At 46.2% G+C, this 23,780-nt stretch carries 24 protein-coding genes and 1 pseudogene; 4 read left to right on the top strand and 21 right to left on the bottom strand.

Going from position 1 to position 23,780, the window contains the following annotated elements:
* Positions 1-76: 76 nt before the first annotated feature.
* The 5 genes from C9I99_RS09255 to C9I99_RS09235 all read right to left on the bottom strand — a co-directional run bounded on the left by C9I99_RS09255 (position 77) and on the right by C9I99_RS09235 (position 4,948).
* Positions 77-1,225: a DUF3541 domain-containing protein gene (locus C9I99_RS09255; protein WP_107348594.1), complete on the bottom strand. Its 1,149-nt coding sequence runs from the start codon at positions 1,223-1,225 to the stop codon at positions 77-79.
* Positions 1,226-1,404: 179 nt separating this feature from the next.
* On the bottom strand, positions 1,405-2,010 hold the full coding sequence (locus C9I99_RS09250) for an alpha-ketoglutarate-dependent dioxygenase AlkB family protein (protein ID WP_107348593.1): 606 nt from the start codon (positions 2,008-2,010) through the stop codon (positions 1,405-1,407).
* Entirely contained in the window at positions 1,997-3,130 is a 1,134-nt protein-coding gene (prpC, locus tag C9I99_RS09245; protein WP_107348592.1) for a bifunctional 2-methylcitrate synthase/citrate synthase, read from the bottom strand. Before prpC ends, C9I99_RS09250 begins: the two co-directional genes overlap by 14 nt.
* 69 nt (positions 3,131-3,199) lie before the next feature.
* Positions 3,200-4,267, bottom strand: coding sequence for an endonuclease/exonuclease/phosphatase family protein (locus tag C9I99_RS09240; RefSeq protein WP_107348838.1), 1,068 nt, complete (start codon positions 4,265-4,267; stop codon positions 3,200-3,202).
* Between the two features lie 195 nt (positions 4,268-4,462).
* Positions 4,463-4,948, bottom strand: a complete 486-nt coding sequence (locus C9I99_RS09235) for a hypothetical protein (RefSeq protein ID WP_107348591.1) — start codon at positions 4,946-4,948, stop codon at positions 4,463-4,465.
* 334 nt (positions 4,949-5,282) lie between these two features.
* On the opposite strand from C9I99_RS09235, the gene mobB reads away from it, so the two are divergent.
* Positions 5,283-5,801, top strand: a complete 519-nt coding sequence (gene mobB, locus C9I99_RS09230; protein ID WP_107348590.1) for a molybdopterin-guanine dinucleotide biosynthesis protein B — start codon at positions 5,283-5,285, stop codon at positions 5,799-5,801.
* A gap of 20 nt (positions 5,802-5,821) precedes the next feature.
* On the opposite strand, the gene C9I99_RS09225 is transcribed toward mobB, so the two are convergent.
* From C9I99_RS09225 to C9I99_RS09155, 13 genes are all read right to left on the bottom strand, one after another.
* Positions 5,822-6,394, bottom strand: a complete 573-nt coding sequence (locus tag C9I99_RS09225) for an NAD(P)H-dependent oxidoreductase (RefSeq protein ID WP_208113393.1) — start codon at positions 6,392-6,394, stop codon at positions 5,822-5,824.
* 57 nt (positions 6,395-6,451) lie between these two features.
* Complete coding sequence (locus C9I99_RS09220; RefSeq protein ID WP_107348588.1) at positions 6,452-6,793, bottom strand: MerR family transcriptional regulator; 342 nt, start codon at positions 6,791-6,793, stop codon at positions 6,452-6,454.
* A gap of 437 nt (positions 6,794-7,230) precedes the next feature.
* Entirely contained in the window at positions 7,231-8,103 is an 873-nt protein-coding gene (locus tag C9I99_RS09215; RefSeq protein ID WP_107348587.1) for an Ig-like domain-containing protein, read from the bottom strand.
* Positions 8,104-8,285: 182 nt separating this feature from the next.
* Positions 8,286-8,711, bottom strand: a complete 426-nt coding sequence (locus tag C9I99_RS09210; protein WP_107348586.1) for a hypothetical protein — start codon at positions 8,709-8,711, stop codon at positions 8,286-8,288.
* 17 nt (positions 8,712-8,728) lie between these two features.
* Positions 8,729-9,940, bottom strand: coding sequence for a serine hydrolase domain-containing protein (locus tag C9I99_RS09205; RefSeq protein ID WP_243734502.1), 1,212 nt, complete (start codon positions 9,938-9,940; stop codon positions 8,729-8,731).
* Between the two features lie 223 nt (positions 9,941-10,163).
* Positions 10,164-11,546 carry an NCS2 family permease gene (locus tag C9I99_RS09200; RefSeq protein ID WP_107348584.1) on the bottom strand — a complete coding sequence of 461 codons (1,383 nt, stop codon included), beginning with the start codon at positions 11,544-11,546 and terminating at the stop codon, positions 10,164-10,166.
* Positions 11,547-11,854: 308 nt separating this feature from the next.
* Complete coding sequence (gene guaD / locus C9I99_RS09195; RefSeq protein WP_107348583.1) at positions 11,855-13,171, bottom strand: guanine deaminase; 1,317 nt, start codon at positions 13,169-13,171, stop codon at positions 11,855-11,857.
* An 89-nt stretch (positions 13,172-13,260) separates the two neighbouring features.
* On the bottom strand, positions 13,261-14,667 hold the full coding sequence (locus C9I99_RS09190; protein ID WP_107348582.1) for a nucleobase:cation symporter-2 family protein: 1,407 nt from the start codon (positions 14,665-14,667) through the stop codon (positions 13,261-13,263).
* 33 nt (positions 14,668-14,700) lie between these two features.
* Complete coding sequence (locus C9I99_RS27190) at positions 14,701-14,838, bottom strand: hypothetical protein (RefSeq protein ID WP_166645419.1); 138 nt, start codon at positions 14,836-14,838, stop codon at positions 14,701-14,703.
* A gap of 73 nt (positions 14,839-14,911) precedes the next feature.
* Positions 14,912-17,782, bottom strand: coding sequence for a molybdopterin-dependent oxidoreductase Mo/Fe-S-binding subunit (locus tag C9I99_RS09180; protein ID WP_107348580.1), 2,871 nt, complete (start codon positions 17,780-17,782; stop codon positions 14,912-14,914).
* Between the two features lie 2 nt (positions 17,783-17,784).
* Positions 17,785-18,579 carry a molybdopterin-dependent oxidoreductase FAD-binding subunit gene (gene ygfM, locus C9I99_RS09175; RefSeq protein ID WP_107348579.1) on the bottom strand — a complete coding sequence of 265 codons (795 nt, stop codon included), beginning with the start codon at positions 18,577-18,579 and terminating at the stop codon, positions 17,785-17,787.
* 451 nt (positions 18,580-19,030) lie between these two features.
* Positions 19,031-19,327 carry a hypothetical protein gene (locus C9I99_RS09170; RefSeq protein WP_107348578.1) on the bottom strand — a complete coding sequence of 99 codons (297 nt, stop codon included), beginning with the start codon at positions 19,325-19,327 and terminating at the stop codon, positions 19,031-19,033.
* Positions 19,328-20,172: 845 nt separating this feature from the next.
* Positions 20,173-20,871, bottom strand: a complete 699-nt coding sequence (locus C9I99_RS09155) for a hypothetical protein (protein WP_133638229.1) — start codon at positions 20,869-20,871, stop codon at positions 20,173-20,175.
* 82 nt (positions 20,872-20,953) lie between these two features.
* On the opposite strand from C9I99_RS09155, the gene C9I99_RS27685 reads away from it, so the two are divergent.
* From C9I99_RS27685 to C9I99_RS27675, 3 genes and pseudogenes are all read left to right on the top strand, one after another.
* On the top strand, positions 20,954-21,265 hold the full coding sequence (locus C9I99_RS27685) for a transposase (protein ID WP_420849232.1): 312 nt from the start codon (positions 20,954-20,956) through the stop codon (positions 21,263-21,265).
* A gap of 44 nt (positions 21,266-21,309) precedes the next feature.
* Positions 21,310-21,838, top strand: a pseudogene (locus C9I99_RS27680) (DDE-type integrase/transposase/recombinase); the annotation flags it as partial.
* A gap of 9 nt (positions 21,839-21,847) precedes the next feature.
* On the top strand, positions 21,848-22,120 hold the full coding sequence (locus tag C9I99_RS27675) for an integrase core domain-containing protein (protein ID WP_420849236.1): 273 nt from the start codon (positions 21,848-21,850) through the stop codon (positions 22,118-22,120).
* Positions 22,121-22,378: 258 nt separating this feature from the next.
* On the opposite strand, the gene C9I99_RS09145 is transcribed toward C9I99_RS27675, so the two are convergent.
* The 3 genes from C9I99_RS09145 to C9I99_RS27330 all read right to left on the bottom strand — a co-directional run bounded on the left by C9I99_RS09145 (position 22,379) and on the right by C9I99_RS27330 (position 23,769).
* A complete protein-coding gene (locus C9I99_RS09145; protein ID WP_107348574.1) occupies positions 22,379-22,735 on the bottom strand; it encodes a hypothetical protein in 357 nt (118 codons plus the stop codon).
* A 1-nt stretch (position 22,736) separates the two neighbouring features.
* Positions 22,737-23,027 (bottom strand): hypothetical protein, encoded by a 291-nt coding sequence (locus C9I99_RS09140; protein WP_133638228.1) that lies wholly within the window; start codon positions 23,025-23,027, stop codon positions 22,737-22,739.
* Positions 23,028-23,319: 292 nt separating this feature from the next.
* A complete protein-coding gene (locus C9I99_RS27330) occupies positions 23,320-23,769 on the bottom strand; it encodes a YrhA family protein (RefSeq protein ID WP_208113392.1) in 450 nt (149 codons plus the stop codon).
* Positions 23,770-23,780 lie beyond the last annotated feature (11 nt).

The following is a 23,780-nucleotide window of genomic DNA, read 5'->3' as shown; positions in this document are numbered from 1 at the left end:
TAAGCTTCCATCTTAATGACAAACGCCCCTATTAAGGGGCGTTCTATTTGAAATCTATTCTCTATTCCGCTTGGTATTACTTAGTAATCAAGCCATATGGCTTGCCGGTGAAGATTTCCGGCTGTTTTTGGATAGTGGGTACGGCATTAGTCCCGCGCCAGTCCAACAACATTATCGCCAGTACATTGCGGTGTTCGCCATCAAGCAAATCAGTACTGCCGTTTTCCGCAGGAATAAGACCGGCTTGTCGATTCAAAGAACGCTGAATCGCCTTTCGGGTCTTTTCGACGACAGGATCATCCTCTAATCCGGCCAATAAAAAATTTATACCAACCTCAGCAATAACATCCTCTTTCGAGCGCGCAATGATGGTATCGATATTGTCACGGTAGTAATCATAGATCCATTGATAATCAGACTCTTTCACCGGATGTTGGTAATACTCGGTCGCGGCAAAAATAATATGGGTTAAACCATAAACCTTATTCATGAACTGCTGATCAGTCAGCTTATCATCTTGGCTGTCAGGATAGGTTTCTTGAAAGGCTGCAGTAAAATCATCAACCACATCCTGCTCCCCTAGCTGGCGCAGCCAATACACCTGATTGGCCAGCTGTGCCGCCCATGCCCTGATCATCTCAGGATCCGTCACATACGGTTTGAAATCATAACGGCGGATCACTTCCCTGAGCTTTCCATCTTCACGATGCTTCAGGCCATACTCATTGGCACGGGCCATTGAACCCAGCAGATCAACACCGAGGTAGAAATATTGCGGTTTATCTTTGGTCGCTTCATAGCGCAATTCGCTTCGGACATCTTGTTTGAGATCGTAGCGAGCGAGCCGCTCTGCAGAATAAGCGTCAATTTGCCCAGGGGTATAAACTTCTGTCGCAAAAAAGTTCAGCCGACTGGCAACACGTGCCATATCAGACCAAATTGCCGCTTGATATTTATGATCTTGTGTCTGGCGATACATTCGCAAGCCATAGTGACCCATCTTGAAAGCAGGGAGGGTAAAGAGCTGACTTTCATAGGTTTGACGAATACGCTCGGCATCTTGCTGAAAGCTTGTTGTACCGACGCTATAAGCCACATTGACACCGTCACCCCCTTGCGCTGTGGCGGATTGGACATCCGCCCAAAGCAATGGTGAGGTGACCACCGCCCCTACGACCAACGGAGAAATAACTGCCCTGTATACCCTACTGCTAACCCATCCCATTGGATACTCCCCACCCATTACGGTAAACACTTAGCCAGAAAGCTAGCAAAGCCTTGAATCCATAACGTCAAGAAACTGTAAATTCATGCTTTCATCTGTGATCGCTATAACAATAGCGAAAAAGAACAAGCTTCAATAAGGCGTCGTCCCCGACAAACTGACCTTACCTGAGCAGAAAGTTAGCGTGTTATCTGACGAAACGTTAGATTGATACGAGGCGCTGTTGGCCGCTTCGTTTTCGGCACCGTATGTTGCCAGAAGCTTTGTAGCTCACCCGCCATCACGAGCAACGAGCCATTCGTCAGCAAATACTCTTTCTTCTCTTTACTTTGTCGGTGCCGCAATACAAACCGCCTTGTCGCCCCTAAGCTGATGGAAGCAATCACAGGATCTTCACCCAATTCAGGCTCATTGTCTTGGTGCCACCCCATATAATCATCACCATCGCGGTACTTATTGACCAGCACAGAGTTGAAACGCTTCCCCAACAACGCAGACAACTGCTGACGAATCACCTGCAATGTGGGCGTCCAAGGATCGGGTTGCATGGTTAAACCCGAATAGGTATAGACAGCCTCACCGCACCATGCTTGCACACGTGGCTGGAGTATTTCCCTGCCGAATATGGTTATTTTATGCTGCTGCCAGTTCAATTCGCTTTCAAGTTGACTGTAACACTGATCAGCCAAGGTGGGCTCAAGAAAATTCGGTTGCCAATACACCCTGCCTTGGGGCAAGCTCTGCCAATAACCATGGTGGGAATAGTTCAAACTAGTGACGCTCATCGATCGGTAACCAATCTTGATGATCCGGACCAATATAGTCAGCGCTCGGGCGAATGATCCGGTTATGATCCCGCTGTTCAAATACATGGGCCGCCCAACCGGTCACCCTGCTCATCACAAAAATCGGCGTGAATAGCTTGGTGGGTATCCCCATAAAATGGTACGCGGAAGCATGGAAGAAATCGGCATTGCAAAACAGGTTCTTCTCGCGCTTCATCACGGCTTCCACCCTAACTGAAATATCATAGAGCTCTGGGTCACTGGCATCGTTGGACAGCTTCTCAGCCCACACCTTAATCAAGGCATTACGTGGATCAGATTCCCGGTAAATAGCATGACCAAAGCCCATGATCTTGTCTTTGTTGGCCAGCATTGCCAAGATCCCCGCTTCTGCTTCATCCGCATCCTGCCATTGTTCAATCATATCCATAGCCGCTTCATTAGCCCCACCGTGCAAGGGGCCTCTCAGGGTACCGATTGCGGCACACACGCATGAATAGATATCAGACAGCGTCGAGGCGCACACCCGCGCCGCAAACGTCGAAGCATTAAACTCATGCTCTGCATATAAGATCAGCGAGCAATGCATCACCTGCGTGTGTAAATCGGGGGGTGTTTCACCGGTTAGCATTTTCAAGAAATAGCCGGCAAGACTGTCTTGATCACAATAGGTTTCTATTTTTACCCCGTGATGGCTGTAGCGGTACCAGTAACAAATGATGGCAGGTAGCAAAGCAAGTAGCCTATCAGCTTTATCATACTCTTCGGTAAAACCCTGCTCCTGCTCAAGGTTGCCCAGCATAGAGCACCCTGTTCGCATAACATCCATCGGATGGGCATCGGCAGGAATTTGTTCCAGCACCAGTTTCAGGGCCAACGGCAAACCACGGTAGGAAATCAGCTTGGTTTTGTATGCCGCCAACTCAGTACGGGTCGGCAGCTTCCCCTTCAGCAGAAGATAGGCCACCTCTTCGAACTCGGCGTGCTTTGCCAAGTCAGAAATGTCATAACCACGATAGGTCAAGCCGGTACCGGTTTTACCCACTGTACACAGTGCCGTGCTACCGGCAGTTTGTCCGCGTAAACCTTCCCCGCCCAGCGGTTTGAGTGAATCAGGCATGGTGCTTCTCCCTGTCGAATCAACCTTTATTCAAAAGCCTAGGTCAAGAAGCATCATATACCCAAGTAACTATTTCAAAGCGATATCCACCCACACTAAACGGTGATCTGAACCTGCCTGTGGACGCTCGCGACCACGTTCATCAGTAATTAAGTGTCGCAGCGGATCTTTCTTGCCTGGCCAAAAAACCCCACTTTGCAATACATCCAAGCTGGCCGAGGGCAACACATAATCAAGACGCAGCCCTGAAATATGAGTCCATTCACTTGGCCGCCCCCGTCGCTGCTGCCAAGGACGGTGAAAACGGCCTCCTTGGCTTTTCGGCGTCATTCGGCCAGATGAAACTGTGCGGTGAATTTTGGGATGCAGTAGCAAATCTCGGATCGCCTTTTTCATCCCGTCACCATCGGCCATATCCGCATTCAAGTCACCCAACACCACAAAGTGACTGCCCGGTGACAAGCCTCCCGAGTGACCATTATCATCAACGAGGTGATCCGCCCCATCGATAATATCTTTGAGCAGTACCAACTCGTCATGATTACGGCGAGCATTGCGTTTCTCATGGCCGTCAAACACCGGCGGTGTCGGGTGGCAAGCGAGCAGATGAAGCGTCTTGCCATCAACATCCACCGGCACCACAACATGGTTTTTGGAAGACAAGCGCAACTCAGCACTTGCGGCTTCAGAATAGTAGCCCTCGGGCATTTGATGGCCGGGTAAATTCTGCCAAATAAGGGTTTGCCAACATTTGATTTCAGCGTCAATAATGGGATATCGCGACAGGATCACAAAGCTGAAGTGGCCATGATGTTCACCAAACCCCTGAGCATCATTGGGCAAGGTAATTTTGCCATCACCATCGAGATCGTTAACCATTGCTAACCCCGTATTCGATGGCGGGCAATAACGGTAGGGATATGACACCGCAGGTTGACCATGCTGGGAAGAGGCCAAGTAATGCTGACAAAACCGTTCTAACGCTCCATCGTCACCGCCTTCCCCTGGGTGATCAAACTCACACAACATCAACACATCTGGACTGGCATGCTGAATAATGGCGGCAAGTTTGGAAAACCGCGCATTGCTGGGTTGCGCCAACTGCTCGAAGATTTCGCCTGCTACAGGATCTGACATCGAAATATTAAACACAGCAGCACGAACAGAAGGCGGTAATGGACTTAGCGATGCTTGATGAAATGATGAGGTGTGCAAGCGGTTCACTCAAAAATGACTATTTGCAATCAGTATACCCACTTCTGATCGTTCACACATCAGAAATGGGATTGTCGCAGCTTGAGACAGCTGAATGACCTTACTGAGTAAAAAGGCTTATTCGGTCAGCTGAGTGATCGCCATCCTGATCTGCTTGGCATCCGATTCAGCACGATGTGATACCGGGCCGAGCTCTGCCATGGTTTGCTGGAAATGCGCCCTGTCGATACCATTTTCCTGCAACAACCACAAACCCACTTCAGTCAGGGTAAACGAGGGCCTCATATGAGCCGCATGGTATAACCGACCGAGCCAGAAAAGGTCCCATTGGCTATCGCAAAAAACACGCTCATATTTTCCTAATACCGCGTTAAGATGGTGGCATACATCAACGACCTGAAGCCCTTCATTATGCAGCTTCTGGCGTGAAATTTGATGAATCTCGAGCTCAGCATAATCATCCCAATGTTGCCAAGGATCACCTGCGGTGAGCGGATTGATAAGCAGACTGTTTGCAGAACCGTCTGGCAGCGAGTATCCCACCTCAATAGGATAGGACTGACCGGAAAGACCGGATGCTTCAAAATCCAATGTTGCCCACATTGCACTCTCCCTGATGCGATTATGAGTACTTACCACCAATACCACGACTTCCTGTCAAAAAACTGTATGGTAAGCGATTAAGACATTTAATTACCTTACTTAATGGTAATAGCAAATGCCTGCGACGTACTCAATAAATGTAGTAGGAAACATGATGTGGTTGGAGAAAAAACTCAATAAGCTTAACTTTGATACACCGTTTGAAACACAACCGCTCAATTTCGCTATCAATCAATATTGGTCTTTTACGGCTAAGATAGCGCGGATATGGGCAGACTCTAACGTCGTTTAGTATTACACTCAGGGGATTATTGTTAAGCGATTCAACATCAAAATGGCACCAGTAATTGGCTTTGCCGGCTATAGTGGCTCAGGCAAAACAACCCTTCTCGAACACCTCATTCCGCTGCTTAAATCTCAGGGGCTGCGTATTGGCTTAGTGAAACACAGCCACCACAATATCGACCCGGACAAGCCCGGTAAAGACAGCTATCGTTTACGCCATGCCGGTTGCAATCAAACACTGCTTGCAACAAAAGAAAGGCACATGCTCTATTTCGAGTACCCAGAGCCTGAGCGGGAAGAGCCTCAACTTGATGAGTGCCTATCGCAGCTGGATCACAGCCAACTTGATCTGATTTTGGTTGAAGGGTTTCGCGACCAACCAATCGCAAAGATTGAAGTACATCGCCCCAGTTACGGTAAACCGCTTTTCTATCCTAATGATAAAAACATTATCGCCTTTGCCAGTGATCAACCTGCGCCAGAAGGATGCCAGCTCCCCTATTTGGATTTGAACACCCCTCAAAGCATCGCAGATTTCATTATCCAGTGGCTAAAGCCCTGTGGGTAAGACCTGTGAGTAAATAAAGATTAAAGCTGTGCCGCCCGCTTGGAGATGACATCAAACCAAGACTGACGACGTTGTTCAGAAGCATTTAACACCGGCCCCAAGTAGGTCGACGTCTGATTTTTAATGCCCGTGAAACTCAAAATTGCACTTTTCAATTGTTTATAAATCGGATTGCCTTGAACATACCTGTACCAAAAAGGCGGCGTATCGAGGGTAATGATCAATTCAGAGGTCCGTCCGCTCAATAGCTTTTGTGGCATTGCTTTGCCTTCTTGATATTTAAACGCGAACCCCGGAAGGAACGTCCGATCAATAACCCCTTTAAATTTGGCGGGCACCGTGCCCCACCAAACCGGGCTGACAATCACAATGTGCTCCGCCCAAGTCACGTGTTGCTGGAAGTCTTTCAAATCATCTTCCAGCGGGGTTTCCTTGTCATACCCTTGCTGAAGATCCATCTCAAACGACATATCGGCAAGATTCACTTGTTTGATTTGATGTTTTTTACCCGCAATGCTGGCATAGTGCTCCGCTAATGACAGGCAAAGACTTTCTTGTTTTGGGTTTGCATTGATAACCAAGACTTTTTTCATCACAGTACCTCCTTACTCGTGCTGGAGGCATCTTAAACCTTAACCCTAGGGTCAGAGTCAATAGTTACACTGCTCAATCGCCTGGCGGTATTCGTCAACGCGCGAATGTTGCACTTCAAGCATTTTTATCTGAGATACTATGCTCTCTTGCTTCTTAGCAAGCAACTGCACCACCTTGATCCAATCAAAGTCCTGTTCGCCATTAGCCAACTCTTTTAACTCTGTAAGCTGCAACCCGAGAGATTGCCCCTCTTTAATCAGACGAATAAATTCGATATCAGCCGCAGAAAACACGCGGTACTTTCCTGCTCGCGATACTTTCAGCAGCCCCATGGACTCGTACAGCCGAATTGCCCGTTCCGAAGCACCGGATTTTTTCGCCGCTTCACCTATATACATGGATCTCCCTTCCCTAGTCTATTGCTCAACACCCTTTCCTTGACCATCTTGCTAAATCTAGCCTTCACAACTATACCCAAATGACTTCACAGTACTTGGCCATCGTTCATTACGTTTAAAATCAGCGTGGATAAGTCTATTAATTGAGAATAAACGAATAAAAATCAAAATGTTACTCTTTTTACCTCCCATTAATGTGATTTACCCAGAATGGGCAGACAATGGACTAACTTCAATCAACAGCCCCTATACAGTTGCAGAAACGGTTGCAAAGCTAAAACAGGCGTTAAGCGAGAAAGGCATGATTCTCTTTGCCCATGTAGAACATAGTGAGTCAGGTACTTAACGCAATGATACCCAAATAGCGGTTTCGCTATTTGGGTATCATGGTAGGAATAACAGAGACTCAACGTTTGCTGAGTCTCTGATTAATCATTTTACTCAACGGTCACAGTCAATGGCTGGCTGCTTTTAATATTGCCCGCTATCGCATAAACAGCAACTTCACCACTCGCCAATGCCGTTAAAGAACCATCACTATTGGCTCTAACAATACCTTGGGTACCGATTTCGTAACTTGCATCTTTAGCATCAATATTAACCATTCCAGATGAGGTAAACGCTCTAAGGGTCGGCGTGAAACTTGAACCAACGGCCATCGTCGTCGTTCCCGGCAACACCATCAAGTCCAAATACCCCGAATCATTGACATCAATACGAAGCGCAGCCGATTTGTTGTCATCAAAGTGAGCAATCAAATACCCATACCCATCATTCAAACCCGTCAGCTTGCGTCCACCCACTTCAAACGCATCATCGTTAGTCACCCGCTCCCAAGTCACCGCACCGGTAATATCTTCGACTTCACCATCGCTAAAAGTCGCCAGCACCTTGACATCAACCGTCTGTCCCACCATGACATTGGTGTTGGTCATTTCAATCGTCAGTTTATCAACCGATGACTCACCGACAAGAACCGTACCAGGTTGGGATGATTCAAAGCCATTAAGACTTGCATAAATACTTACCGCTCCCGGCTTCACGGCAAAAATAGTCCCGTTTTGAGCAATCGAAACGCTCTCTGGATCACTACTGCGCCACTCAACTCCCTGCACGCCGCGGACATAGGTCCCATCAGCGTAAAATGCATTCGCCGACATTTTACGCGTTTCACCATCGTTAAGTTGAACGTGGTAAGGAACGACGAATAGCTCTAAAATTTCATTTTCAGATTCCTGAGCAAACGCAACGGATGAACCAAACAGCAGGATTGCAATACCAACCCATGACCATACTTTCTCAAATAGCATAAAACTTTCCCGTCGATGACTTTTAATAATTAAAATTACTGATATTGAGAAACGACAGGGCACTATAAGAATTTAATGCAAAACACCAAAAACATGAAAAACGTGATATTGAGCCAAACAGTTTATCAGCCGCATGAAACCAGCAATATTCAAGTCCTGTTTAGCTCAGCGAGAGTTAGCTATCACGTTAGCTTTTTCTCTAAATACCACTCACCGTGACATGGCGCGTTAGTCACTCTCCATTGTCCGTCAATACGATTATTTTGCGCCGTTCCGGCAAACCGGTACCCCCAGCGCGGGCTATCAGCATAGAGCGCCAGTATGCCATCCTTAGAAATCCAACCGCGAAGTACCGTATTGTTATACATCAGCGTCAACTCAACCTTACCCTGCTCTATCTTGCCAATAACGCGAGTTTCCAGACAAATCTTATCGCCGCTGATATCAATTCTTTCGCCTTCCCATCGGCCATCAAATGCGGTCGATATTGCGAACGAAGGCTGGTCCGGCAACGCCGTATTAATAGGTTGTCTTTCCTTTCCTCCTAACGTGAATACCATAACAGCGAGCACACCAACGGCTGCACCAATATAAATACCTTTATTCATTTTCCACCTCAGCCCTATTAACCGGTATATTTTGCATTGCTGATTCCAAGTGAAGGCAGGATATAGTCAACGATTAACTCGAATGGGTAATCTTCATCCTGGCCAATAAAAGCCCCGGATGTCATCGTCATGACTAACTTCAGCTCTGGGATAATAAACATCTCCTGACCGCCGTAACCACGCATTCCAGCAATAGTCAGCCTTTCCCCGTCAACAGTAATGAAAGGAAACCACCAGTTATGGCCATACTCTATTGTTTTGTTGGACCAAAACTTTCCTTTGGGTTTTAAGCTTGCTTCCGCCCACCCCTCTGCAAAGATACGCTGCCCATTCCATACCCCTTTATTGAGATAGAGTTGCCCAAGCTTGGCTAAATCCCGTGAGCGCAGGTACAAGCCAGAGGATCCCAAATACTCACCGGTCACTTCATGGGCAAACCAATCGTAATGGCTAATACCAAGCGGGGTAAATAACGCTTGTTCCGCATATTGTCTCAGGTTCTTTCCTGTCGTTTTCTCAACGACTCCACCCAATAGCACGCTCATGGCCCCCTGATAGACAAACGCCTCATTGGGCTGGTAGGCCATTGGCTTATCAAATATATATTGATACGGGTCCTGGGATAACCACATCCCCATTGCATCACTGGGGTAAGCGCCCCATTCATTCCAATCTAACCCGCTGTTGAAATCGAGCGCATGCCTGATGGTAATTGGCTGCTTGCGCACCGTATCTGCTACGACTTCATCCTGATAATAATCAAACAATGGTATATCTTTGCTCGGTATCGCTTGTTGGTAGAGTAGATTGCCGATCAAGGTCGAGGTGATCGTTTTGGTGACCGATCGCATTTGGTGATAGGTATCAGGCGAAGGAGGAAAATACATTGGCATCGGCGTACCATCCGCCGAGCTTCTTACTGGATAGTATTGCTCGAACACCAATTTTCCATTCCGTGCAATCAATAAAGACTGCACTTTCTTGCTTTTTCTCAACGTTACCTGATTGTGCAGTTCGACTAATCGCTCAGCGCTGAAACCTTCTTGCTCGGGTAGGGTAACCTCCCAATCACTTTGATTTGACGTTTGCGTCCAGCTGAACCCTTCCATATCCGCTTTTGGCGGATTGGAAATAACCCAAACAATAGTCAATGCAGGCATCATCACACACAGAGTGATAACCAAACGCTTGAAAATTTTATTTTTTACCTTCGCTGTACTTTCCACCATCGCCACTGATACTCCCTTTCCCAGGACGGAACTTTCACTACTTACAAACAATTAATTGGAAGGTAAGCTATTAATAGAAGGGAATAAAGTGGCCTTTGCGGCAACTGTTGAGTCGGTTGTTAACACTTAAGAATATTGCGAGTGAAATAACAAAAACGCCCCTCATTTTTCAATGAGGAGCGCTACTTATATCGAGCTAAAGCGTGATGCGATGTAACAGGACTTAAATTGCCCAGCCCCCCGCATAGAAGGCCACCAGCACAATAGCGATAATCACGGTACCTGCGTTCAGGCGTTTCGCTTCACCTGAAATAACACGGCCAATCACCAATGAGCCAAAGCCCAGCATAATACCAGTGACGATGTTACCGGTCAGAACGATGAACACCGCACACATCAAACCGGATAGTGCATCGACCGAATCTGCCATATCCAACTTACTCACGTTGCTCATCATCAACAGACCCACGTACATCAAAGCCGGAGCCGTTGCGTAAGCAGGGACCAAGTAGCTGATTGGCGACAAGAACAGTAGCAATACGAACAGACCACCCACAACTGTTGCGGTTAAGCCCGTTTTACCACCGGCAGCAGTACCTGCAGCCGATTCGATATACACAGCCGCTGGCGCACCACCGACAAAACCAGCAAAAATACTACTGACCGAGTCAGAAGTCAGCGCCTTACCACCATCAATGATTTGGCCGTCTTTATCCAGTAGGTTCGCCTGACCTGCAACCGCACGGATAGTACCGGTAGCATCGAAAATCGCGGTCATCACCAATGCCAACACACTTGGTATCACGATTGGGTTCAATGCCCCCATAATATCCATGGTGCCCAATAGCGACTCACCTTCCGCGCCAAACGATGGCATCGCAAACAGCCCTTGATAGGTGACATTCGGGTCAAAGATCAGACCAAAAATAGAGATAGCCACAATAACCAGCAAGATCCCGCCTGGCACACGGCGTTTTTCAAGGCCGAAGATAGCAGCCAAACCCACGATAGACATGATGACAGGCAAAGAAGTGAACTCGCCCAGTGCAACAGGTAGACCTGCGTGAGGGTTCTGTACCACCAAGCCAACACCATTAGCAGCAATCAGCAACAAGAACAGACCGATACCAATACCGGTGCCGTGGGCAATACCGAACGGCAGATTAGTCAATATCCACTGACGCACACCGGTGACGGTAATGGCGGTAAATACTACCCCCATTAAGAACACGGCCCCCAGAGCGACCGGAATGCTGATCCCCTGCCCCAGTACCAAGCTAAATGCAGTAAACGCGGTAAGGGAGATCGCACAGCCAATGGCCATCGGCAGGTTTGCCCAAAGCCCCATTAACAGCGAACCAAACGCTGCAACCAAACAGGTAGCAATAAATACCGCCCCTTGGTTAAACCCCGCAGCTCCAAGCATACTCGGTACTACAATCACCGAGTACACCATCGCCAGGAATGTGGTCAAACCGGCAACAACTTCTTGCTTTACAGTACTACCACGCTGGGAAATTTTAAAATACCCATCCAACCCGCTTTTCCGGGGTGTGTCTTCTGCTACTACTGTAGATTCATGATGAATCGAACTATTTTCAGACATGATGTGATTCCTTGTAAAATTTGACGCCAGACTTACCGTCTATCCGCCCTAATAAAGTGTTGAGCTTCCTCTCAACCCGCCCCGTCGCAATCGATTGCTTTTTTGGGGCTGTGACTTGTCCGTCACGTTATAAATATTGCTGACTTTTATCGACACAACCCCAGCTAACAGAACCCATCAATGTTCACAACGGAATATTCCTAAAGCAAATAACTGGGGCTGGGCAAAGTAAATTGGCGGCGATTATACGCTTCACTCACCCTGCATTGTCAAAAAATTATTTTCCATCGAAACCGTTTGCGTAAAATTTAACCGCGCTCGTACACTAACCGGCCATCGACATAGGTGCGGTAGATACTACGGTCATCGCCCAAGGTCATCAGCATGAACAGTTTCTCAGGCAAGTCTTTCGAGCTGTCGTAGCGAAGCTGCTGAAGCGGAGTTGAGCATGGATCGATGATGACGAAGTCCGCTTCTTTGCCCACTTCAAAGTTACCGATCAGGTGATCCAGCGAGAGCGATTTCGCCCCGCCAAGAGTGGCCAAATAAAACGCTTCGAATGCCGACAGACGATGCTGCTGTAACTGCATAACCTTGTAGGCTTCATTGAGAGTTTGCAGCATGTTGAAGGTTGTCCCCGCGCCAATATCGGTCCCCATGCCGACTTTAACCTTGCGCTTCCAGGCTTCCTGTAACTTGAACAAGCCACTGCCAAGATACAGGTTCGAGGTGGGACAGAACGCAACTGCGGAGTCAGTTTCGTGTAAACAATCCCACTCTTCATCTTCAAGATGGATACAGTGGGCAAACACACTCTTCGGTCCGGTCAGACCATGATGATGATAAACATCCAGATAGCCGTCTTGCTCAGGGAAAAGTTCTTTCACCCAGGCGATTTCATCTTTATTTTCACACAAATGGGTGTGCACATAGGTATCAGGATATTCTTCCTTGAGCCGTCCTGCCATTGCGAGCTGCTCAGGGCTCGAGGTCGGTGCAAAGCGAGGAGTAATGGCATAGAGCAAACGACCACGTTTATGCCAGCGCTCTATCAATTCTTTCGTTTGGTTATAGCCAATATCCGGCGTATCCAGCAGGTATTCCGGCGCATTGCGGTCCATCATCACCTTACCCGCGATCATCCGCATATTGATTTTCTCGGCCTCTTCGAACAGCGCATCAACCGATTCTGGATGAACGGTGCCGAACACCAAGGCTGAGGTCGTACCGTTACGCAGCAACTGCTTGATAAAGAATCTCGACATTTCACGGGAATAGTCTTTGTCTTTATAGCGGGCTTCAGTTGGGAAAGTGTAGTTGTTCAACCATTCCAATAGTTGCTCGCCATAGGCACCAACCATTTCAGCCTGTGGATAGTGGATATGGGTATCAACAAAGCCAGGCATCACAATCTTACCGGGATAACTTCTAATACGAACGGTCGATGGGATTTTATCTTTGCCCTCCTCCCATTCGCCGACCCATTCGATACGCCCGTTCTCGACTAGCATTAAACCATCTTCAATAAAGCGGACGTTCTGCTCTATGTCTTCGGGTTTGTCGACAACTCTAGCGATATCCATGATGGACGCTCTAATTGCTTTAATAGATTGGGTATATTCCATGATTACCTCTTACCTTTCTGTGCAGGAGAGTGGTAGGGACACCATTATTTCGTGCACTTATTTTTATTAAATTATTTCTATTGTAGGGCTTAAACTTGTTGCTCGCGTGACTGCATCGCCTCTTCCTCGGCCAATGCCTTTTCACACTCTTCGCACTCTTTGATTTGCTCTTTCAGCGCTTCTCGTTTTTCATTCGCACTTTCTGCTTCATCGGCGCGGTTGATACCCAAAACAATGTTGAGACCCAGTGCAACCAGCGAGCCCGTAGTAATACCGGAGCCAAGAATGACGCGCATTGAGTCTGGCATATAGGTCAAAATTTCAGGGCGAACGGTCACCGCCATGCCCGAGGCCACCCCAACGGCGATGATCAGCATATTGCGTTTGGTAAAATTAATGCGTGACAGGATGCCAATACCGGCCGAAATGATCATGGCGAACATCACAAGTCCTGCCCCTCCAAGTACCGGTGACGGGATCGTAACGACAATGCCGCCCAATTTCGGGAACATACCGGCGATCAGCATGATCACACCAGTCACTGCAACTACGTGGCGACTGGCAACACCGGTTATCGAAACAATACCGACGTTCTGGCTGAAAGATGAAAATGGGGTTGCGCCAAATACCGACGCAAGGGCACTACCGATACCGTCACATAAGATCCCTTTCGACAACTTCTTCCCGGTCAATTTGGTATGGGTAGCATCACTCAAGGCCAAGAAGTCACCCGTCGACTCCATAATGGTGACCAGGTAAGCGATAGACATCCCGATAACACCACTGACAGTGAAGCTTAATCCGAAGGGCAATAATTCAGGGAGAGAAAAGAACTTCGCTTCACGAACCGGCGTAAAATCAACCACGCCCATGAAGATCGCGACAATGTAACCCACCATCATACCAATCACGATAGCAGCGGCAGAGATCAACCCTTTACCAAGTTGCGACAGTACAATCACCACCACCAATACCAACAGACCCAACATCAGGTTATTGATTTGACCGTAATGCTCCTGCCCGACAAAGCCACCAGCAAACCAGTCGACAGAGACAGGCAGGATTGTCAGACCAATCAACACTACCACGGTACCGGACACCACGGGTGGAAAGAGCTTTCTGATTTGCGGCATGAAGCGGCTACCGATGATCATCACTAACGAGCCGATCAGCGATGCGCCAAAGACACCAGAAATACCCGAGTCCATCCCAATAGAAATGGAGATGGCAACAAAGGTAAAGCTGGTTCCCATCACCACCGGAAGCCGGATCCCAACAGGACCAACCCCTTTACACTGGATGATAGTCACCACACCCGATACCATCAGGGCTGCATTGACCAATATCACCATTTGATCTGTCGGAAGACCAATCGCACTACCGACCACCAAAGGGACAGCAATGATAGCCCCCATAGCGGCAAGCATATGTTGAAGAGCAAGGAGGATCGCTGCGCCCATAGGAGGCCTGTCTTCCACGTTATAAAGCAGTTTCATTTCTGTTCCATCCGTAATCTATGAATCGATAACCTAGCCAGAAACGTCTGGGCCCTTAACAACAAGCTCAACCAGAGCCTGTGCCTGCCTACCCGCTGATACCCTGACCACCCCCATGAATGGGAAATGGTCGATACTCGCCAAGTCATGACGGCGTAATTGCCATAACACCAGCCCGGTAAACCGTGGCTGAAAAACAAAACGGCCATTTCCCATCCCCTGGAAACGGCCGCTTATGCATTGATTAAAGCTTATTCAGACCTTGTAGAACCTTCTCTGGTGTGAAGTGCCAATCCCGCATCCAGACACCACATGCATCATGAATCGCACTGGCAATGGCTGGGGCTGCACCGTTAACACCAATTTCAGATATCGATTTCGCACCGTAAGGGCCAACCGGATCATCACTTGGTACCAACACCGCTTTGAAGTCGCGAGGTATATCGCCAATCATTGGCGCACCATAGCTCTTCAAGTCACGGGTCACGGGCACACCACGCTCATCGTAAACCAACTCTTCATATAAGCTATGACCGATAGCACGCATGCTGGCACCGTAAATCTGGCCTAAGGCCAAATCTGGGTTAACCGGCGTACCGCAGTCGAGCAAGGCATGGAACTTATCAAGACGGATTTCACCGGTACGCGTATTGACCGCCACCTCGGCAAAGTTCGCGCCGTATGGGAAGGCAAATTCCGGTGTGGTGAAACAACCTGAAGCCAGTAATTGCCCCCAGCCAGTTCCACTTTCCGCTTTGTGGGCAATATCGAAGTAGCTCACTTCACCCTGCTTACCTTTCACAAGTCCCGGCGCCGCAATAGCGACCTCTTCTACAGGCTCACCGAGCATTTCAGCGCCACACTTAAGGATTTTCTCACGCATCGCTTCGGCAGCGCGCTTGGCGGCATTACCAGAGAAACAGGTACCGGACGAAGCGTAGGCACCCTTGTCAAATGGCGCATGGTCGGTATCACCAGAGTGAATAGTGATTTCATCCATCGGGCAGCACAGTACTTCGGCGGTCAGTTTACTGATCACAGTATCAAGGCCTGTACCGATATCAGCGGCGCCTGAATGAACAATGAAGGTCCCATCCGATGCCATCTTGATCTGGCAGTTAGCCTGATCGATATCTGGAATACCGGATTTCTGCTGGATAATCGCCACACCACGGCCCACTTTCCATTCACCATCATCCTGTTTCGGGCTGTCCCACTCAATTAGCTTGCGGCCTTCACGCAAAATAGGCTCAAGCGCACAGCTGTGAACTTTCGGCGCACTGGCCGGCATTTTACCTTCACCGATAGCCGCTAGGATCTTCAGCTCTTGGCCTTCAACCACACGGTTTTTCTCAACCATATCAAGGTGGTCGATACCCAGTTCATCAGCCATTTCGGCCATTGCCATAGTCAGTGCATAGTTGCCTTTCGGCGCGCCGTACCCCTGATAAGCCCCGGTCGGGCAGATGTTGGAATAGTACGTCGTTACCCTGAAGTCCACATTGTCACAAGGGTAAAGAGGTAGCGACAAGGCGGGACCGTTTGATGGCACGGTCAGCGCGTGGTTTCCGTAAGGGCCGGTGTTGGCACGGAAGTCCATATCAATCGCGGTTAAAGTGCCGTCTTTCTTGGCCCCGAGTTTCACCGTCACTTTGGCAACATGGCGGGTTGAGTTACAAATAAACTCTTCTTCACGAGTATGGTGGAAATATACCGGACGGCCTGTGGTCCAGGTTGCCCATGCACACACATCTTCCAACAAGATATCTTGCTTCGAACCGTATCCCCCACCCACACGCTCTTTAACGATGTGTACTTTGTTTTGCTTCACACCGAGGATTTTGGCTACCTGACGGCGTACGTGCCAAGGCACCTGAGTCGAATCGTGCATCACGATACGATCGCCATCCATATAGCTGTAACAGATATGGGTTTCAACCGGTAGTTGCTGAACCTGTTTCGACTCGTAAGTACGCTCGATAATCATATCCGCTTCAGCAAAGCCCTTGTTAAGATCACCGATATGACCACGGACACTGGCGGCAATGTTCTTGCGCGGGAAACAACCAATAGGGAAGTTCACAATCAACTTGCCTTCACGCGGATCGGCGTTGCGATTCTGCTCTTCCAAATCATCTGGCGCACCAACACCGTACTCGATAGGTTCGTTGTGAATGATCGGGGCATTGGCGGCCATCGCCTCATCAATGCTCATCACTGGCTCTAGAACATCGTACTCTACGTTGATCAGTGTTAGTGCCTGCTCGGCGATTTCCACCGACTCAGCCACTACAGCGGCAACGCGATCACCCACATGGCGCAGTTTCTGGCCAAACATACGGCGGTCGAGCGGTGATGGTTCAGGGGCGCTCTGACCACCTGGTGTGTAAGGGATATCTGGACAATTCTTGTGGGTGATCACCGATACCACGCCTGGCAGCGCTTCGGCTTGAGAGACATCCAAATGCTTGACCCATGCATGGGCATGCGGGCTTCTCAGCATCTTGATAACACATGCGTTGGCTGGAATGCGATCTTCAACATAACAAGGCTTGGCCTGCACCATTTTCGCCGAGTCAATCTTCGGACAGTTCTTGCCCACCACGGCCAAATCATCACGAAATTCTGGTGCAAATTGCTGGGTATATTCAGGATCCCCAAGGCGTTTTACTGCCAGCTCAACCACTTCGTAGAACTGCTGGTAACCGGCATCGCGACTAAATAGCCCTGATAATGCATCATCAATTTCCGCGCGGGTTGGCTGTGAAATACGTTCGAGTAGTTCGGTTAAGATCAACGCCAATGCCGGATCGTTGTAGCCAGACTGCACCACGCCGACATCAATCATTGCCTGCTGAACCAAGCTCAATTGGTTCCACTCACCCAAGGATTCTGCGGTTTTAACCTCTGCACCGTCAAGCTGGGCAGCAATCAACAACGAGGCATTGATCAGCTCACCGTTGAACAAGATCACATCAGATCCGGCATAACCCCAGCCATCATCACTATTACGGACTGAGTGATACCCCATGGAGTGAAGCAATGTCTGAACATTTTCACCAAGACGGCAATCCAAAGATTGAGGGCGGCCATTTAAGGTAAATTGAATCGTCATGATTATGCTTCCTCTACCATGTGCTGACATTCAGCCATCAAATCCGTGATTACAACGCCTGCGATATATCGCTTGTATTCCACACCACCGCGAATATCGGCTTCCGGATAAATCGCATCGGCAACTGCTTGCTCCAGCAGCTCCCCTTTCAAGTCTTGCGCTTCGACATCACGAAGGCGTACCGGACGGGCCGCACCTTGATGCAACGGCGAAACACCATCAAGCGCTATCACCTTATTACCTTGCTTATCAATCGATACCGCAGCTGTCACAATCGCTAATCCTGCTGCTGAGCGGGCAATGTTGTAACCGATACAAGTCAGGTTTCTATCTGGAATAATGACGGTAGCGATGAGCTCGCGTTCTTCACTATTGATGTAATCTTCAACATCCATTTCCTGCCCGTTGGCCAACTTCAGTGTTGCTTTTAGCGCAAGCAGGCTAGGTACCAATAATGCCTCTGGCTGTCGTGCGGCAATTTCACCACCCAAGGTGGCCTGGTTACGGATATGGCGGGAGTAAATAAAGGCAGCAGATTGCTTCAACGCCACAGGTACGAGTTCGTGGTCAATCAATTGCTGAATATGGCACATTGCACCGATATGCAAACTCTCACCTTGCTGCTCAATATGAGAGAAGTTAAGTTTGCCCAAAGAGATAGCAACAGTTTTATCGGTTTTAGTTGGCGCCGCATTGATTTTGGATCCGCCTGCAAACCAGATGGCCTCACAGCCATGCTGCTGCTTTAATTCAAGTGCCTGAGCAGGGGTATCAGGCGTTAGATATTGTTCAATCATGTTATTTGCCTTTTCGCATTCTCATTGTTATTCCTGCATCATGCGTTCGGCCTAATGGCTTTTACGGAACGTTATTGATGTCTTGAATACTTAAAAGGCAACAAACACGCCAAACTGCTCGAACCTGCGAGGGAAGACAAAGATTCGTGAGCGCAGTCTGGATTTTGAACAAAAGTGAGATCATCATCGGGACACATATCACTTTTTTATTACAGAACAAATTCTCAATTTATCAATTAGATAATAACGGTTATCACTAAGAGGAATAGTGATATCAAAATAATATCTTAGGCTATCAAAATGATATTGATAGTGTGATAGAAGCATATATCATCGTATCACGGCCTGTCTGCCTGCTTATCTTGAGGAATTAGGTTTGTTAATTCAGTTCTATGCTATCTAAAGCACTGGAAAGCCACCTTCATACAAAGGTGGCTATTTTTTCTTTACGTTAAATGATGATCATCAATTCATATGAGTGAAGTTTAGCAATAATAGATTGGGACTTTATATAATCAGGGTTTACCTTGTTACATTGACTATCCCTAAAAACAATTATTGCCCCATTAAGTCCATTCAAGTCATCACTGTGCTCCAGTTTGTCAATATCATAGCTAAAGTGTATAGACTCATCATGCTGTACCGATGTAAAGCCCTTAACCATAGGCCATTCATTATCATGAAAATGATAAGTCTCAGCCACAGTCAAGCTCATTACCGAAATCAAAAGGCTAGTTAAATTCATCATATATACCCTTATCCATTATAAATAAAACATTAGCCTCATTACACTTCATAATCACATGAATAGATTAACAATGGCTTTGTCCAAAGAGTTTGGTAAATCGCTCATAGCTATTAATAAAGCTACTATAGAAAGTAGTCCTAATATTATCAACTCTAGTATTCTATTCTTAGTTGGTAACTTCCGGAATTTTATATGTAAGAATAGGCCAAGAATATAACTAGGCAACATGAAAATCATAGCTCCATACCATAGATTAACAAAAGGGCTTATGAATTTTGGGTTTATATAAAAGTAAACACTGCCCACTAACTGGAATATGAATAGGCATACTAGTAACCCCCACAGATCAACTACAATTTCTTTACCTTTTAAGTACATATAATTTCCCATTTAGTCAGCATGGATTATTTCTTTTGCCACTAATTCTAACATAACCACTGCTACATCAATTCACTATCGAGTTCACTGTACCTTTGGAGACAAGATTAATGACAATTCAAATATAACTGTTAAGGTTTCTTAGTGTTTATTTTTGTTTTCACGAGACAATCTTTCTTTAATAATGAATGGGTGTACAAGTAATAACAGGAAGAAAACGCAAACCGTAAAAAAGCCAACTATAAAAAGATAACGAACAGACACTTCAATATAAAACAATAATGCAATGATAAAAAAACCAAACGTAGGAATTCCTAGAAACAATTTTTTTTCGTGCTTTAGAAAAAAATCCAAAATCACCTTTAACTCCAAAAAATCACTGAGCAACTATAATAATATAGCATTAACTTTTAAACCACCGCATTAGCGATGGTTTAATAATTTTCAAGTATTTTTAAATCACTATTCTACATGCATTTGACAACATCTGTTCTACATGCCTGAACTCCTGCTCCATACATCTTCCCAAATCTAGCCCCTCCGAATGATGTACCATTTTGACTCAAAGCCCCACTTAGTCCTACACCAGGAATAAAATCAATAAAAGCACTAGAGCTATATAAACGAGCACCAGGAGCTAGGTCACTAGGGTCTAATGATATACTGCCAACTGGGCCTCCTGCTATACCAAGTACCGCACCAAATTTACCACAATGACTTACAACCTTACAGAACTGTCCTGTGGTGTTAAATTGGAAAGATACATCATGCGACATGCCCGCAAGCCCTGCTCCCCATGCACCTCCCATCCCTATACTCATTTCGCCTTCTATTGGATTCTGTTGCTGTGGATAGTTAACCCCTCCCAATGGCATCTGCCCATCAGGTTCATTATTGGAAATGTAATTAGCCATTTTTTTCCCTATACCTTGGCTATTAAACAGATTAGCCAAAGAAGCTGTATGAACTCCTTTTGTAAACGAGCCACCGCCCATTTTACTTCCCGCGCCGCCAGCTATAGCTGCAATGGCCAATTCACCAAAATCGATACCCACCGCAGTGAATTTACCACTACCACCAATCATATCGAGGAGCGTACTTGCCTGGCTGGTTGCTTTTCCAAAAGCCACGGAGAAGAAACCCGCAGAGAAATTTTCTCCATTCAATGAGTTCAAATGTAGTGGTACGGTGAATTTGGCCACCTGATTAGAGGTGATATCATCACCTCAGAAGCTAACAGGTGACACAATGACAAAACGTAGCAGAAGAATATTTAGCCCCGAGTTTAAACTAGAAGCCGCACAGTTGGTTATTGACCAAGGCTACTCGGTAGCTGAAGCCGCCCAGGCCATGAATGTTGGCAAATCAACCATGGATAAGTGGGTTCGCCAACTTAAAGAAGAGCAGCAAGGAGTTTCACCTAAAGCTTCTCCGATGACGCCTGAACAAATCGAAATCCGTGAATTAAAAAAGAAACTTGCTCGTCTTGAAGAGCACAATGAAATATTAAAAAAAGCTACAGCTCTGTTGATGTCGGACTCACTGAACAATTCTCGATAATCGAGAAACTCAGGCAGAGCTACAGTGTAAAAACACTGTGTGAGGTGTTCAGCGTTCATCGAAGTAGTTACAAATACTGGCGTAAAAGGCCAAAGGTCATTACGCCTGAGCTAGTTCAATTACGCAGTCTAATCAAAGATGTACATGCTGCCAGTAACGGTTCTGCGGGCGCGCGAAGTATTGCTGATATGGTATCTACACAAGGCGTTAAATTGTCTCGCTATCGAGCGTCCAAACTGATGAAAGCAATGGGATTGGTTAGCTGTCAATCACCCAAGCATAAATACCGGAAAGCGTCGAAGGAACACGTCGAAGTCCCTAACCACCTGGCTCGACAATTTGCTGTTACAGCTCCTAATGAGACTTGGGTTGGTGATGTGACTTACATATGGACGGGAAAGCGCTGGATGTATTTAGCTGTCGTTATAGACCTATTTGCCCGCATGGGCGATGTCTTTATCGCCAGACAGCAAGCTCACAGGAAAAGCACTTTCAATAGCCTATGAGTCACGAGGGAACCCTAAAGGTGTTATGTTCCACAGCGATCAAGGCAGTCATTATACGAGTCGTCATTTTCGTCAGTTGCTATGGCGCTATCAGATAAAACAGAGTCTATCCAGGCGAGGAAACTGTTGGGACAACAGCCCAATGGAACGGTTCTTCAGAAGCTTAAAAACAGAATGGGTTCCAGTAACGGGTTATCGGAGTTTTGTTGAAGCTCGACAAGAAATCATTCGATACATAATCGGTTATTACAGTCAGCTTAGGCCGCATCACTATAATGGAGGGCTGACACCGAATGAGTCTGAAAGGCGTTACTGGAATAACTATAAAACCGTGGCCAATTTAAGTTGACCACTACACAACGACATCCCCTGATGTTCCTAATTCAAAACTAATCACTACAGCTCCGTAACTATTATCTGTATGGATTCATTTCAATATCAGAGAACTGATAACTAGCACATGATATGGTTTATCATTTTGCCACCTTTTAACAATTGAGGTGAGAATATTATAACCAATAAGGTGGCCAAGTTTATTTACCACCACAATTACTTACACCTATACCAAAAAAAATAATAGTCTAAGCAAACCTAGCCCCTTAAATAATTAGATACCTTTTTGAATTTCTTGTTTGAACTGTTCTATTGTGTTAATTATTGATAGGTCAACATGGAAAGAATAATCCATATCAACAGCCTGAAAACTATCTTTCATCATACCTTTTAGTGACAGTATGAAATTCAAACAGTTATTATCCATTCCATCAATGGTGATAGTTTCCAGATCATCACTTAATCTGATAATATAACTCTCGCTATCCACTTTATACTCAGCCTCAAAAGCAGCTCCAATAAAATCACCTTCTTTCGCATTTTCGACACCATTAATTGAGCGAATACTTTTCACAACCTCTTCTTTATCAAACTGCTCATTTTCACCAATAAATAATAAAATTTTGCTCATGCTAACCTCCACCTGACTGTTTAATTGAAGTTTCAACAAATTTAACGTGACCAAGAATATCATATTTATCAATTAAAGATTGAAAGTATGGAATAGCCAATAGTTCGTTTGTACGAACTTCTAAACTATTAAAAGGAACCTCTGGATCTTTAATTACTGCATTTAATCTCTCTAATTCATAAGACTGTTCTTTGAGGATTTTGTCCCTCAAAAATGGGAGGATTTTAGAATCCTTAACATAAGGGCTCCTATCAGGTTTCCCCTTGCTAAGCCATTCCGCAGCTTCCGTCACCACCGTTTGCGAGCCAGGTACGGTACTGTATATCCTCTTGGATATTGTCAGTAAACCACTCTTCACCACCAGCCGCGATAGCCTTGAATAACATTTCACTACTGTATTTACTGTAAATAGTCCCACCTGGAGGCTGATGGGGACATCTCTTGTCGTCGCTTAAGCGGTGTTTCCTTCAATATAACCCCCTTCAGAAGAAACCAACCATTAATTCTAGAATCGTGAGTTAACTTGTTTTCCCTACACAAACAGCACAATTCAATACTGGGAATAAAATGCTATAATCATAGCATCAGATAACCTTTTCAATTTCAACGCTCAACATTTCATCAAAAGATGAAAATTGCTCAACCCTATCTAACCCAATTCGATCTCTATATTGAAATTTTTTTGTATCTTTATCATAAGTTATCAAACCACTACTATCCTCACCGATGGCAATTACATTTAACCTATTAAACATTAATGAATCATTAAAAATTTTATTCATTTCAAATATGTCTAACATGGATGCATCAGGATCATTATCTGAGTTTTTCGTACCATATATTATCAAACCATTGAACTCGAGACCATTAACTAATTTCAAAAATATTTCATATTGTATAGGAACCTCTAATCCAAACTTTGTTTTAAATTTTTCAGTAAAGCCTTGTAACTCCACTTTACTTGCCTCAGGTTCTAATACCTCTCCCCATCGATTAGCGGTCACTCTAATTTTACCAATTAAATCATTGATCATTTCATCCTCTC

Source organism: Photobacterium lutimaris (assembly GCF_003025555.1).
Taxonomy (GTDB): Bacteria; Pseudomonadota; Gammaproteobacteria; order Enterobacterales; family Vibrionaceae; genus Photobacterium; species Photobacterium lutimaris.
Note: the sequence above shows the minus strand (reverse complement) of the source record. Positions and strands in the feature narration are given on the sequence as shown.